Below are 13,350 nucleotides of genomic sequence, written 5' to 3' on the forward strand. Positions count from 1 at the left end.
CGGTGATGGTCGACAACCCCGGCTACCACCTGCTGTTCGACCGGCTGCGGCAGATGGGCGTGCGCATCCTGCCGATCGCGCGGCGCCACGACGGCCCCGACCTGGCGCAGATCGAGGCCGCCTGCACCGCGCACCGGCCGCGCATGTTCTTCGTTCAGAGCGTGCTGCACAACCCGACCGGCTGGAGCAGCAGCGCGGCCAACCTGCACCGCATCCTCGGGCTGGCCGACCGGCACGGCTTCCTGCTGGCCGAGGACGACGTGCAGAGCCACTTCCACCCCGGCCACCCGACGCGCCTCGCGCAGCTGTCGGAGCTGCGCAACGTCATCTACTACTCCAGCTTCTGCAAGGCGCTGAGCCCGGCGCTGCGCCTGGGCTACATCGCGGCCGAGCCGCAGTGGCTGAAGCCGCTGCTGCGCGAGAAGATCCTCTCGGTGCTGACCACCGCCTCGCTGAACGAGCACGTGCTGCTCGAGCTGCTGTCGACCGGGCGCTTCCGCAAGCACGTCGACCGGCTGCAGCAGAAGCTCGGCACCGCGCGCGGCCTGGCGACCCGCCAGCTGAGGCAGGCCGGCGTGCTGCTCGACCACCCCGGCGAGGGCGGCCTGTTCCTGTGGGGCACGGTGCCGCACGGCATCGACATCGACGAACTGGTGAAGGATGCCTACCGCAACGGCATCCTGCTGGTGCGCGGCGCCACCTTCATGGCCGACAACGCCGGCGACCCGCACCTGCGCTTCAACGTGGTGTTCAGCCAGCACGTGCGGCTGGCCGAGTACCTGACGCAGCGGCTGTCGGCGGCATCGGCCGCGAGCCGCGTGCTGGCCCGTGCGGCTGCCCGCTGAACGCCCTTCGAAGGCGCGCACCGATAATCGGGCGCATGACCCAAGCGCCCCCGCCCTCGCTCTCCGCCGCATTCAGCCAGCTGCCGCTCTCCGCCGCGACCCTCGAGAACCTGTCCCGCCTCGGCTACGAGACGATGACGCCGATCCAGGCCGCCAGCCTGCCGATCGCGCTGTCCGGCCACGACCTGATCGCGCAGGCCAAGACCGGCAGCGGCAAGACCGCCGCGTTCGCGCTCGCGCTGCTGGCGCGCCTCGACGTGAAGCGCTTCGAGGTGCAGGCGCTGGTGCTGTGCCCGACGCGCGAGCTGGCCGACCAGGTCACGCAGGAGATCCGGCGCCTCGCGCGCGCCGAGGACAACGTGAAGACGCTGACGCTGTGCGGCGGCGCGACGATGCGCCCGCAGATCGCGAGCCTGGAGCACGGTGCGCACATCGTCGTCGGCACGCCCGGGCGCATCCTCGACCACCTGGAGCGCGAGACGCTGTCGCTCGCCGCGCTGAACACGCTGGTGCTCGACGAGGCCGACCGCATGCTCGACATGGGCTTCTTCGACGACATCGTCGCGGTGGCCAAGCGCTGCCCGAAGCAGCGCCAGACGCTGCTGTTCTCGGCCACCTACCCGGACGGCATCGCCAAGCTGAGCCAGCAGTTCCTGCGCGAGCCGCGCGAGGTGAAGCTCGGCGAGCAGCACGCGGCCGCGAAGATCCGCCAGCGCTTCTACGAAGTGCGCGACGACGAGCGGCTGCATGCCGTCGGCCTGCTGCTGAACCACTTCCGCCCGGCCAGCACGATCGCGTTCTGCAACACCAAGCAGCAGTGCCGCGACCTGGTCGAGGTGCTGCAGGCGCAGGGCGTGCAGGCGCTCGCGCTGCACGGCGASCTGGAGCAGCGCGASCGCGACCAGGTGCTGGTGCAGTTCGCCAACCGCAGCTGCCCGGTGCTGGTGGCCACCGACGTGGCGGCACRCGGCCTCGACATCGCGCAGCTGGAGGCGGTGATCAATGTCGACATCACGCCCGACCCCGAGGTGCACACGCACCGCATCGGCCGCACCGGCCGCGGCGATGAAGAGGGCTGGGCCTTCAGCCTGGCGAGCATGGACGAGATGGGCCGCGTCGGCCAGATCGAGCAGGTGCAGGGGCGCGAGTCGCAATGGCACAAGCTCGCCGAGCTGACGCCGAGCGGCGGCGGGCCGCTGACCGCGGCGATGCGCACGCTGCAGATCCTCGGCGGGCGCAAGGACAAGATCCGCCCCGGCGACGTGCTGGGCGCGTTGACCGGCGAGGCCGGCTTCACCGCGGCGCAGGTCGGCAAGATCCAGGTCGGCGAGTTCTCGACCTACGTGGCCGTCGATCGCGCGATCGCGAAGCAGGCGCTGCAGCGGCTGAACAGCGGCAAGCTGAAGGGCCGCAAGGTGAAGGTGAGGTTCCTGGACGAGGCATCGGCCGAATGAGCGGCGGTGAAGCCGGCAGCGCCGCGCCCTTCGAAGCCGTCGTCGAGCCAGGCGGTTTCCGCTTCGCGGCGCCTGCGAAGCAAGGCTTGGTGAAGTCGGCGCAGCTCGCCGGGCTGCGGCTGCCGAGCTCGTGCCGCAACGGCACCTGCCGTGCCTGCATCTGCAAGCTCGTCAGCGGCCGCATCGAGTACCCGATCGAGTGGCCGGGCCTGAGCGCCGAGGAGAAGGCCGAAGGATTCATCCTGCCGTGCGTGGCCCAGCCGCGCAGCGATCTCGTGATCGATGCGCCCGCCGCGCGGCCGCTGACGTCATGAGCGCCCGCCCCCATCCGCCGCGCACGATGCAACTGGTCGCGCTGTTCGAGGCGATCAAGGGCCTGGCCGTGCTGGCCGGCGGCTTCGGGCTGCTGTCGCTGCTGCACCGCGACGTGCGGCACCTGGCCGAGGCGCTGGTCGCCGGGTTGCACCTCGACCCGGACCGGCACTTCCCGCACATCTTCCTGGAAGCCAGTTCGCAACTCACCGATGCACGGCTGTGGCTGCTGGCCGGCCTGGCGGCGCTGTACGCGAGCGTACGGCYGGCCGAAGCGTATGGCCTGTGGCGCGGCTACCGCTGGGGTGCCTGGCTGGGCGCCGCGGGTGGTGCGATCTACGTGCCGGTGGAGCTCTACGAGTTGCTGCAGCATGTGAGCGCGCTGCGCGTCGCGACGCTGCTGCTGAATGTTGCGGTCGTGGTCTACCTGCTGTGGATGCTGGAGCGGCAACGGCGCGCGGAAACGGTCATCAACGTCGGATAGCGGCGCTGCGGCCCCCAAGCCGAACAGACAGATACCCGCCCTTTACCTCGCAGCAACGCGGGCGCGTCAACATCGAGGCGACGGCACCCGTTGTCATGGCAAGGCCGCTGTACGGCCTGCAGGAGACCCCCGATGAAACGCTTTCTGAACCGCCGCATGTTGGGCCTGGTCGGCATCGTTGCCGTGACGCAATTGCTGAGCGCCTGCATCGTCGTGCCACCCCGTGGCTACCGCCAGCGCACCGTGATCGTCGAACCGGCGCCGTACTACGGCCCGGGCCCCGGCCGCGACTGGCGTGACCACGACCGGCGCGACTGGGACGGCCACCGCTGATTCGGGGCTGATATCGTGGCCGCTCCCTGTTCTCACGGAGTCGGCCCATGTTTCTCTCGCGTTCCGTTCCGCGCGCGCTCTGCGCCGCACTGGCTTTCATCGCGACGCCGTGGGCCGGGGCCGCGCCACCGACCGTCGCCGAGGTGATCGAACGCTCGGCCGCCAGCGACTGGCGCCCGCTGGCGCCGGCCGACACCGTCGTGATGGAGCTCGCCGATCCGCGCAGCGGGCCGATCGTCATCGAACTCGCCCCGCGCTTCGCGCCGCGGCACGTCGAGAACATCCGCACGCTGGCCCACGAGGGCTTCTTCGACGGCCTCGCGGTCGTGCGCGTGCAGGACAACTACGTCGCGCAATGGGGCGACCCGGATGCCGAATCGGCCGACAAGGCCCGGCCGCTGGGCAGCGCGCATCGCAAGCTGCCGGCCGAGTTCTCGGTGCCGCTGAAGGGCCTGCCGCTCACCCGGCTTCCCGACCTCGACGGCTGGGCCCCGGTGACCGGCTTCGTCGACGGCATGCCGGTGGCGGCCGATCCGCGCAGCGGCCGGGCCTGGCTGACGCACTGCTACGGCATGGTCGGCGCGGGCCGCGACATGGCGGTCGACAGCAGCAACGGCAGCGAGCTGTACGCGGTGATCGGCCAGGCGCCGCGCGGGCTGGACCTCAACATCACGCTGGTCGGGCGGGTGCTGCAGGGGATCCAGGAACTGGCCTCGCTGCGGCGCGGCACCGCGGAGATGGGCTTCTACGCGCAGCCCGACCAGCGTGGCGGCATCCGCCGCGTGCGGCTGCTGGCCGACATGCCCGATGCCGAACGGCCGGCGCTCGAGGTGATGCGCACCGGCACCGCGACCTGGCGTGCCCTGCTCGAGGCCCGGCGCGTGCGGCGCGAGGAGTGGTTCGTGCACAGCCCGCGGCACATCAATGTCTGCAATGCGACAGTGCCGGTGCGGGTGAAGAAAACTTCTGGGTAGTCGGGCCGCGCAATGGGGTAGGCCATGAACCCGATGGAACTGTTTGTCCTGCGGCGTGACACAGGCTGCAATTCATCATCGGGCGAGAAATGTCATGCTCCTCTTCAGGAAGATCCGGGAGTTCGTGTCTCCCACAACGCAAAGAAACGCACAGCCAGAGCGTGAGACAAGAACATCGTTGAAGTTCCAACGAAGCCGTTCGACTGAGCATCTGGAAGCACTTCTGCCTGAATCGACGCAACCCGGGAAAGCCGCGAGACGGTGGTCGCTACCGATCCTGAAGCCTCGAGAAACAGCCACCGAGAAGGAAATACGCCGCACTCGCAAGAACATGCAATCTGTCGCTGCGACCCTCAATGTGTTTTCCCCCGACCAGCGGCCCTTGATGTTGGATCTGGCCGGTCAACTGGCCAAATACAAGGACATGGTCCCGACCACGTCGGTGGTCATCTCTGATGATGAGCAAAGTTTCTGCGCCATCCGATTCGAACTGCAGGCGCACAGCGGCGGCAACATCGTGGTCGTGGAACAGACCGTACGGCATCGCGACATGATCGACATCAGGCGGGAGCCTGCTCTCACCTTTTCACCACAGCAGCTCAAACAAGGCAAAGCTCAGTTGGAGACCGCGTGCACTTGGCTAGCCTTCGATGCCGCTGATTTTCACAATGAGCGACCGATCTTCCGGCCTCTCGTCACGGACGCAAGCTCAGACGCTTTCTCAGATTGAGACCGTCGCCCCCGGTTGCCGCACCGACTCGGGGCCCTCTTCACCATCCTCCGCCTCCTCCCCCAGGAACCCCCCGCTCTGATGCGCCCACAGGCGCGCATACAACCCGCCCTGCGCCAGCAGGCTGCGGTGGTCGCCCTCCTCGACGATGCGCCCCTTGTCGAGCACGATCAGCCGGTCCATCGCCGCGATGGTCGACAGCCGGTGCGCGATCGCGACCACCGTCTTGCCTTCCATCAGCCGGTACAGGCTGGCCTGGATCGCCGCCTCGACCTCGGAGTCGAGCGCGCTGGTGGCCTCATCGAGCAACAGGACCGGCGCGTCCTTCAGCATCACGCGGGCGATCGCGATGCGCTGGCGCTGGCCGCCGGAGAGCTTCACGCCGCGCTCGCCGACATGCGCGTCGTAGGCCTGGCGCCCCTTCGGGTCGGTCAGCCCCTGGATGAACTCATGCGCCTCGGCGCGCCTGGCCGCGGCGGTCATCTGCAGATCGTCGGCATCGGGCCGGCCGTAGAGGATGTTGTCGCGCACCGAGCGGTGCAGCAGCGAGGTGTCYTGCGTCACCATGCCGATCTGCGCACGCAGGCTGTCCTGCGTCACGSYGGCGATGTCCTGCCCGTCGATCAGCACGCGGCCCGATTCGACGTCGTAGAAGCGCAGCAGCAGGTTCACGATCGTCGACTTGCCGGCGCCCGAGCGCCCGACCAGCCCGATCTTCTCGCCCGGGCGGATGTGCAGCGACAGGCCGTCGATCACCGGCTTGCTGCCGCCGTATGCGAAACCGACCTGCTCGAAGCGGATCTCGCCGCGCGTCACCGACAGCGTGCGCGCATCGGGCCGGTCGACCACCGCCTGCGGGCGCGACAAGGTGTTGATGCCGTCGTGCACCGTGCCGATGTGCTCGAACAGCGACGCCATCTCCCACATGATCCAGTGCGAGATGCCGTTCAGGCGCAGCGCCATCGCGGTGGCCGCCGCGACCGCGCCGATGCCGAGTTCGCCCTGCACCCACAGCCACAGCGTGGCGCCGGTGGTCGACATGATCAGCCCGATGCTCAGGCTGTGGTTCACGATCTCGAAGCCGCTCACCAGCCGCATCTGCGCATAGGCGGTCTGCATGAACTCCTGCATCGCCGAGCGCGCGAAGCCGGCCTCGCGCTGCGCGTGCGAGAACAGCTTGACGGTGGCAATGTTGGTGTAGGCGTCGGTGATGCGGCCGGTCATCAGCGAACGCGCATCGGCCTGCGCCTGCCCGATCTTGCCCAGCCGCGGCACGAAGTAACGCAGCGCCGCGATGTACAGGCCCAGCCAGCCGAGGAAGGGCAGCAGCAGGCGCRCGTCGAAGGTGCCGACCACCGCGGCCATCGTCGTGAAGTAGATGATGACGAAGACGAGCACGTCGGTGAGGATCATCACCGTGTCGCGCACCGCGAGCGAGGTCTGCATGACCTTGGCCGCGACGCGGCCGGCGAACTCGTCCTGGTAGAAGTTCATGCTCTGCGCGAGCATCAGCCGGTGGAAGTTCCAGCGCAGGCGCATCGGGAAGTTGCCGGCCAGCGCCTGGTGCTTGAAGAGCGTCTGGAACGCCGCGGCGATCGGGCTGACCAGCAGGATCGCCGCCAACAGCAGCAGCGTGAGGCTGTGCGTGGGCCACAGCTCGGCGGGCTTGGTTGCGCCGAGCCAGTCGACGACGCGGCTCATCATGCTGAACAGCATCGCCTCGAACACGCCGAACGCGGCGGTCAGCAGCATCATGCCGAGCACGAAGCGGCGCGAGCCCAGCGTGCACGCCCAGACGAAGGCAAAGAAGCCGCGCGGCGGCGGCACCGGCACGGCATCGGGATACGGGTGCAGCAGGTTCTCGAAGTAGCGGAACACGCGAGGGATCTCCACGGGTGGGGCGGGAACGCGAAACAGGGTGGCATGGTGGCGCCGAGGGCGGGAGCTTATCCGCTCGCTGCTGCCATCGACTGACAAGCGTTGCTTTCCTTACCCTTTTCGAACGATGGGCGCGCGCGGAGCACGGCACAATCCCATCCCATCAAGGCGACAAACCGACCGCACCACTGGGCGGAATCCGGAACCCGTACCCGGCGCCAAGACTCCGTCTCGTTCGACTCCGAGCGATGTTCGGTAGCTACAAGGGCCACCCTGCGGTGGCCCTTTTGCTTTTCGGGGTTCGTGTGGAACCGGCGGAGCGTCACGGTGACTCAGTGCTCGTTGTTCATTTCCGAACATCTTGCTCCACGGAGTTGTCGTGATTCCTCGACCCAAGCTAGACCTTTCCAACCCAGGCATCCACCCAGTTGCTCCCGACACAACGGCCAACGCGGATGAACAACCCCGCCCGCCATCAATCCGGGAGCGCATGGATGAAAACATCGACCACGCGAACAGGCTTCTCGAACTGCTCAAAAGTCTCGAGCCGCCGCAAGAAGATCCTTTCATCACAACGACATCCGAGGGGCGCGACGGAGGCGCTCCGTTGAAACGCTTCAATGCCGTGCCAGCCTTGCCGACTGCTTCGTCGATCGACCTCAAGGAACGGGGGAAAAAAGCGCTCGCTTCACGAACCGACAGCCATATCCACAGCCCACGGACGAAGCTCTCGTCACTTGGCTCGGCCAGATCGGACACCCGCGACGGGAAGCGTACGGCCACATCCAGTTCACCGAGGCGATCGACGATCGTTGACGAGAAGCCAAAAGTGACCCGCTTTCACCAAGGCAGTTTGCGCTCTACACCACCGCGCAACATTGACGATGACAGGCCGGAACGCAAGGTGAAGTTTGAAGAAAAGTCGAAGCCGCTGCTGCAGCGACGTCATGCGCACACGACACTTCACAAGTTTGCTGCCCGTACTGAGTCCTCCGTGAGTTCGCCAACGGCCTCGCCTCGCAAGCCTTCTCGCCTCGGGCGGCTTCTCTCTCGGCCCCACGAGGGAAAACCTCCAAACTCATCACACCAGCCCGTCGATCAGAAAAAGACCGCCAGGCGCGCATCCCTTCCAGACCGGTCGCGCACCGAGGGCAAGCAGACGCTTCAAGATGGTTTCGTCAAGCGCATCAACAAGAGCCTGTCGCCACGCAAACATGGGGACGTGGATGGTACCGAATTGCAACCCAAGTCGCCCGCGCGGCCTGAAGAGACGATCCGGCTGTTGAAGGCGGAGACTCGTTCCTGGAAGGACGCTCACGATCAATTGCTGGGCGAGAACGATCAGTTGAAGCAACGCGTCCGCCAATTGACACAGCAAATTGAAATGCTCCTCGCGGAGAAGAGCGAAAAGCAATAGACCTCGCTGATGCCGGAACCGATCCTTCATTCGAACCCACTCACGGGCTCCGATCCTTATCCTGTGCAGGAGTGCATCGATGAAGCCGTATGGAACGTCTGCCGCAGAGCTCTCTCGCATGACAGATCAATCTGACGCCCCCAGCGAGGTCAGCCCGAAAACACCGGAAATTTTGGCCACTGTAGAGCGAGGGCGCTCCGCCGCCCACGTCTCATTGAGTCCAATCACGGACGCCAGCACCGCAGACGATCTGCATCGTCCGATCACGAAAGTCGGGAAGCGACCGAAGTCCAATCCGCCAGCGACGCGCGCCACGCTCGGAGATCCTCAAAACTCGGACAAGTCACCCAACGCTGGAGTGATCCGGCGGCACAAGTTCGGCCAGGCCAAACGTACGAATTCCAGAGATTTGCGGGTACAGGCATCCAAGGCAATCAGCCGCCGGACGATTCACCTGCCACAGACGACGCCCATACCGGATGAGCCACCATTGGGTTCACCCTTGCGTGGTCGGTATTTCGCCGAGTTGTTGAACCTTGATCCCGGTACGATCGCTGACTTGACGGCGCAAAAGGAGAGTCGCCCGCAGCCCGAGGGCCTGGAAAGGTCTCGATCTCCGCAACTCTTCCCAGCGCTGACAGACCGTCGGAGACCTGTCACCGATCTCCAATCGGTTCCGAACACACCCCCTAAAGTGCCTCTCGCGGCGAGGAGACAACCCACGGCGCATGCGCGTTCGACCTCTGTACCAAGCACGCGCACACCCCTGCCGCCATTCGAGCCGATGGTGATCAAGATGTCGCCCTCCGACCCACCCCATCCGGCATCTCGCCGGGCGGCGCTGCTGCTTGCGCCCGATCGCGCCACGCCCCAACAACGACAACGTGCATCTGGATCGAAGAGAGAAGCGACCACATCGGGCCCCGAGACGCAACAAGCCAACATCGAGCGAATCGTCACCCAGTGGAAGACCTCGCGTCAGGCGATATCACCCGACTCTTCCAAGGACAGTGAACTGACCACCGATCACTGAACAAAAATCCAGGAAACGCGGGACCGGCACGCTGCCGGTCGCCGCCTGGGATCAGCCCTTCGCCGGCGCCACGCTCAGCTGGTTGTCGACGCTGACCACCCCCTTCACGTTCGACGCCAGCTGAGTCGCGCGCTCGCGCGCCGCCTCGCTCGGCGCCGTGCCGCGCAGCGCGACGCGCCCGTTGTCGGTGTCGACGTTGATCTTCAGCGCGCTCAGGCTCGAGTCCTTCGCCAGCTCGGCGTTCACGGTCGTCGTGATCACCGCGTCGGCGACCTTGTCGCCCGCCTTGTCGGTCGCCGACTTGGCGTCCTGTGCGAGGTCACGGCCGGCCTGCTTGGCCTGGTCCATGCCGCGCGATGCATCGGCCTGCATGTCGCGGCCCTTCTGCTCGGCCTGCGCGATGACGCTGTCGTTCGTGTTCGCCGCGGTCGATTCCGCTGCCTCGCGCTTGCCGCAACCGGTGAGGGCCACGCCCGCGAGCAGGACTGCAGCGGCCGTCGTCGTCAGAGTGTGCTTGTTCATGGTTCTCTCCTGTCATGCGCCCGAGGGCGATCTGGTTGAGCGAGTTGCAGCGGCACCGATGCCACCGCAGCCTTGTCCTGAGACGGCACAACCTTAGGCGCAACACGGTGCGAGCGCCGTCAGTCGGAGGCGTCGATGCCTGTCGGACGACGCCCACACGTCGCGCATCGCGGCGCCGTCCGACACCACCTTGCTCCGACTGCCTACAAGCCTCTTCCGCCATCGGTCGGACAGTGCTGCTCCATGAAGACCTTCACCGCTTCGCTGACCCTCCTCGCGCTGGTCGCCTGCGGCGGCCCCGCCACGCTGCAGGTCGCCGACGGCACCGGCCCGAACCCGAAGCTKCCGCCGCYGGACAAGAGCCTGATCCCCCTCGTCAACATCGCGCCGGCCACCGGCTGGCCGAGCGGCGTGAAGCCGACCGCGGTCGCGGGCACCGAAGTGCAGGCCTTCGCGAGCGGCCTCGAGCACCCGCGCTGGCTCAGCGTGCTGCCCAACGGCGACGTGCTGGTCGCYGAAASCAAYGCGCCCCCGAAGCCSGAMGAYGGCAAGGGCATCCGCGGCTGGTTCATGAAGATGACGATGAAGAAGGCCGGTGCCGGCGTGCCCAGCGCGAACCGCATCACGCTGCTGCGCGATGCCGATGGCGACGGCATCGCCGAGACGCGCAGCGTGCTGCTCTCGAACCTGCAGTCGCCGTTCGGCATGGCGCTGGTCGGCAACAGCTTGTACGTGGCCAACACCGATGCCGTCGTCCGCTTCGACTACACGCCCGGCGCGACGAGCCTGCCGGGCAGCGGCACCAAGGTGGTCGACCTGCCCGGCGGCACGCTCAACCACCACTGGACCAAGAACCTGATCGCGAGTGCCGACGGCAGCAAGCTCTACGTGACGGTCGGCTCCAACAGCAACGTCGGCGAGAACGGCCTCGCCGCCGAGGAAGGCCGCGCGGCGATCTGGGAGGTCGACGCGAAGACCGGCGCGCACCGCGTGTTCGCCTCCGGCCTGCGCAACCCGAACGGCCTCGCCTTCGAGCCGCAGACGGGTGCGCTGTGGACCGTCGTCAACGAGCGCGACGAGATCGGCAGCGACCTGGTGCCCGACTACCTCACCTCGGTGAAGGATGGCGCCTTCTACGGCTGGCCGTTCAGCTACTACGGCGCGCACGTCGACGAGCGGGTCAAGCCGCCGCAGCCCGACATGGTGGCGCGCGCGATCGCACCCGATTACGCGCTCGGCCCGCACACCGCCTCGCTCGGCCTCGCGGCCGCCCGCGGCAATGCGCTGCCGACCGCCTTCGCCGACGGCATGTTCATCGGCCAGCACGGCTCGTGGAACCGCAAGCCGCACAGCGGCTACAAGGTGATCTTCGTGCCGTTCGCGCAAGGCCGGCCCTCCGGGCCGCCGGTCGATGTGCTGACCGGCTTTCTGTCGTCCGAAGGCCATGCGCAGGGCCGCCCGGTCGGCGTCGCGCTCGACAAGCAGGGCGCGCTACTGGTGGCCGACGACGTCGGCAACGTGATCTGGCGGGTGCGGCCGGTGGCAACACGCTGACACGATGAACCGGCGCGCGGCGTGAATTGCTGACGCGCTACGGTCCCCACCGGCCGGGGACAATCCGCGGATGCACCGCTCCGCCCTGCTGACCCTCGCCCTGGCACTGGCCGCCCAGGTCCTCTCGCACGACGCCAACGCTGCCGACGCCACCGCGAGCCCGCAGACCGCCGTGCAGGCCTTCTACGAGTTGCGCATCGCGCAACTGCCGAACGGCGGCGCGCCCGACGGGCCTGCCCTGAAGCTGATCGCCAGCCTGCTGACGCCGCGCCTGCAGTGCCTGCTGCAGACGGCGCACCGCTACGACGAGGCCTTCCTCGCGACGCAACCGGGCGACAAGCCGCCGTTCGTCGAGGGCGACCTCTACTCCAGCCTGTTCGAGGGCCCGAGCCGCGTGAAGGCCCAGCCGGCGCGGCTGGCCCGCGACATCGCCTGGGTGCCGGTGCGCATGTTCTTCGACGCCGGCGGCAAGAACGATGCGACCGGCTGGACCGACACCGTCGTGCTGAACCGCGTCGACGGCCGCTGGCTGATCGCCGACGTGAACTACGGCGGCAATTTCGCGTTCGGCAACAGCGGCCGGCTCAGCGGCGTGCTCACCGACCAGCTGGAGCGCCCCGATCCGGCGCTGAAGTGGACCGGCCGTGAACTGCGCAGCTGTCCCTGAAGTTGCCAATGAAACAACGGGCCGCGCGCGGCGTGGCACCATGCGCGCCGGACCACCGTCCTCAAACCTCAAAGACAACCCCACGGAGAACCCCGATGAAAGCCACCTTCACCCTCGCCCTGGCCGCCCTGACGCTGGTCGCCGCCCCCGCCTTCGCCGCCGGCAAGTCCTGCGACGAACTGAAGACCGAGATCGCCGCCAAGCTCGACGCCAAGCAGGTCACCGGCTACGTGCTGGAGATCGTCGACGCCGACAAGGTGGGCGACGCCAAGGTCGTCGGCAGCTGCGAAAGCGGCGCGAAGAAGATCACCTACGGCCGCAAATAAGGCGACCGGCCAGCCCGCCGGCTCAGACCGCGCAGCGCCAGTCGGCGCGTGGCGCGGTCGCAGCGATCAGCTCGGCATTCGGCTGGTCGGTGCCGGCCTCCCAAGCGCGGGCTTCGGACTCGCTGCGGCCGAAGCGCATGTGGCGCTCGACGAGCCGGCGCCGCCGCAGCGCGTCGTCCACGTCGACGTACCAGGCTTCGTCGAGCAGCGGCTTCACGCCGGCCCAGCCATCGCGCTCCAGCAGCAGGTAGTTGCCTTCGGTGATCACCAGCGGCACCTCGGCCGGGATCGGGATGGCCGAGGCGATCGGCTCCTCGATCTCGCGGCGGAATTCCGGCGCGTAGACGATGCCGCCTCCGGCCTGCTGGCCGCGCACCCGCTGCAGCAGGGCCACATAGCCGCCGGCATCGAAGGTGTCCGGCGCCCCCTTGCGGCCGGCGCGGCCGAGCCGGGCCAGTTCGACGTTCGCGAGGTGGAAGCCGTCCATCGGCAGCAGCACCGCGGCGCCGTCCAGCGCGTCGACCAGTTGCTGCGCGACGGTCGACTTGCCGGCGCCCGGCGGGCCGACCAGCCCGAGAATGCGGCGGCCGCCGCGTGAGATCAATGCCCGTGCGCGGGCCAATGCCTGTTCGTTCATGCCCGCCAGTGTTGCACCGATGAACCCCGCTTTCCTGTACCTCGACGATTCGATGCTGGTGGTCGACAAGCCGAGCGGCCTGCTGGCCGTGCCCGGCCGCGGCGAGGCCGGGCTCGACAACCAGGCCTCGCGCGTGCAGGCCGCGGTGGCCGATGCGCTGGTGGTGCACCGGCTCGACATGTCG

The 13,350-nt window shown here is 67.8% G+C and carries 15 protein-coding genes; 12 read left to right on the top strand and 3 right to left on the bottom strand.

Annotation, left to right across the window (positions count from 1 at the left end; genetic code table 11):
- The 7 genes from AC1D12_RS10460 to AC1D12_RS10490 form a co-directional block, all read left to right on the top strand.
- On the top strand, positions 1–845 hold an 845-nt coding region (locus tag AC1D12_RS10460), incomplete at its 5' end, for an aminotransferase-like domain-containing protein (RefSeq protein ID WP_477840317.1).
- A 35-nt stretch (positions 846–880) separates the two neighbouring features.
- On the top strand, positions 881–2,299 hold the full coding sequence (gene dbpA, locus AC1D12_RS10465) for an ATP-dependent RNA helicase DbpA (protein ID WP_477840319.1): 1,419 nt from the start codon (positions 881–883) through the stop codon (positions 2,297–2,299).
- Complete coding sequence (locus tag AC1D12_RS10470) at positions 2,296–2,613, top strand: 2Fe-2S iron-sulfur cluster-binding protein (protein ID WP_465113191.1); 318 nt, start codon at positions 2,296–2,298, stop codon at positions 2,611–2,613. Before dbpA ends, AC1D12_RS10470 begins: the two co-directional genes overlap by 4 nt.
- Positions 2,610–3,095, top strand: a complete 486-nt coding sequence (locus AC1D12_RS10475) for a DUF2127 domain-containing protein (protein WP_477840321.1) — start codon at positions 2,610–2,612, stop codon at positions 3,093–3,095. Before AC1D12_RS10470 ends, AC1D12_RS10475 begins: the two co-directional genes overlap by 4 nt.
- A 132-nt stretch (positions 3,096–3,227) precedes the next feature.
- Positions 3,228–3,428, top strand: a complete 201-nt coding sequence (locus tag AC1D12_RS10480) for a hypothetical protein (protein WP_047511412.1) — start codon at positions 3,228–3,230, stop codon at positions 3,426–3,428.
- Between the two features lie 47 nt (positions 3,429–3,475).
- Positions 3,476–4,402: a peptidylprolyl isomerase gene (locus AC1D12_RS10485; RefSeq protein ID WP_477840323.1), complete on the top strand. Its 927-nt coding sequence runs from the start codon at positions 3,476–3,478 to the stop codon at positions 4,400–4,402.
- A gap of 178 nt (positions 4,403–4,580) precedes the next feature.
- On the top strand, positions 4,581–5,132 hold the full coding sequence (locus AC1D12_RS10490; RefSeq protein ID WP_477840325.1) for a hypothetical protein: 552 nt from the start codon (positions 4,581–4,583) through the stop codon (positions 5,130–5,132).
- Here AC1D12_RS10490 and AC1D12_RS10495 read toward each other — a convergent pair.
- Entirely contained in the window at positions 5,124–7,010 is a 1,887-nt protein-coding gene (locus AC1D12_RS10495; RefSeq protein WP_477840337.1) for an ABC transporter ATP-binding protein, read from the bottom strand. The genes AC1D12_RS10490 and AC1D12_RS10495 overlap by 9 nt on opposite strands.
- Positions 7,011–7,500: 490 nt before the next feature.
- Here AC1D12_RS10495 and AC1D12_RS10500 point away from each other — a divergent pair, with 490 nt between their 5' ends.
- Both AC1D12_RS10500 and AC1D12_RS10505 read left to right on the top strand, forming a co-directional pair.
- Positions 7,501–8,427, top strand: coding sequence for a hypothetical protein (locus tag AC1D12_RS10500; RefSeq protein WP_477840327.1), 927 nt, complete (start codon positions 7,501–7,503; stop codon positions 8,425–8,427).
- Between the two features lie 784 nt (positions 8,428–9,211).
- Entirely contained in the window at positions 9,212–9,460 is a 249-nt protein-coding gene (locus tag AC1D12_RS10505; RefSeq protein ID WP_477840329.1) for a hypothetical protein, read from the top strand.
- 51 nt (positions 9,461–9,511) lie between these two features.
- Here AC1D12_RS10505 and AC1D12_RS10510 read toward each other — a convergent pair whose 3' ends face one another.
- The gene (locus tag AC1D12_RS10510; RefSeq protein ID WP_047511402.1) at positions 9,512–9,982 is read right to left on the bottom strand and encodes a BON domain-containing protein; all 471 of its coding nucleotides are present in this window, start codon (positions 9,980–9,982) and stop codon (positions 9,512–9,514) included.
- 243 nt (positions 9,983–10,225) lie between these two features.
- Here AC1D12_RS10510 and AC1D12_RS10515 point away from each other — a divergent pair, with 243 nt between their 5' ends.
- The 3 genes from AC1D12_RS10515 to AC1D12_RS10525 all read left to right on the top strand — a co-directional run bounded on the left by AC1D12_RS10515 (position 10,226) and on the right by AC1D12_RS10525 (position 12,529).
- Positions 10,226–11,536: a PQQ-dependent sugar dehydrogenase gene (locus AC1D12_RS10515; protein WP_477840333.1), complete on the top strand. Its 1,311-nt coding sequence runs from the start codon at positions 10,226–10,228 to the stop codon at positions 11,534–11,536.
- Positions 11,537–11,606: 70 nt separating this feature from the next.
- Positions 11,607–12,203: a YqhG/Tai3 family protein gene (locus AC1D12_RS10520; protein WP_477828775.1), complete on the top strand. Its 597-nt coding sequence runs from the start codon at positions 11,607–11,609 to the stop codon at positions 12,201–12,203.
- A gap of 95 nt (positions 12,204–12,298) precedes the next feature.
- Complete coding sequence (locus tag AC1D12_RS10525) at positions 12,299–12,529, top strand: DUF1161 domain-containing protein (protein WP_047511396.1); 231 nt, start codon at positions 12,299–12,301, stop codon at positions 12,527–12,529.
- Positions 12,530–12,551: 22 nt separating this feature from the next.
- Here AC1D12_RS10525 and AC1D12_RS10530 read toward each other — a convergent pair whose 3' ends face one another.
- Entirely contained in the window at positions 12,552–13,166 is a 615-nt protein-coding gene (locus AC1D12_RS10530; RefSeq protein WP_477840335.1) for a nucleoside/nucleotide kinase family protein, read from the bottom strand.
- Positions 13,167–13,350 lie beyond the last annotated feature (184 nt).

It is taken from the genome of Rhizobacter sp. P1_G5, from assembly GCF_056405435.1.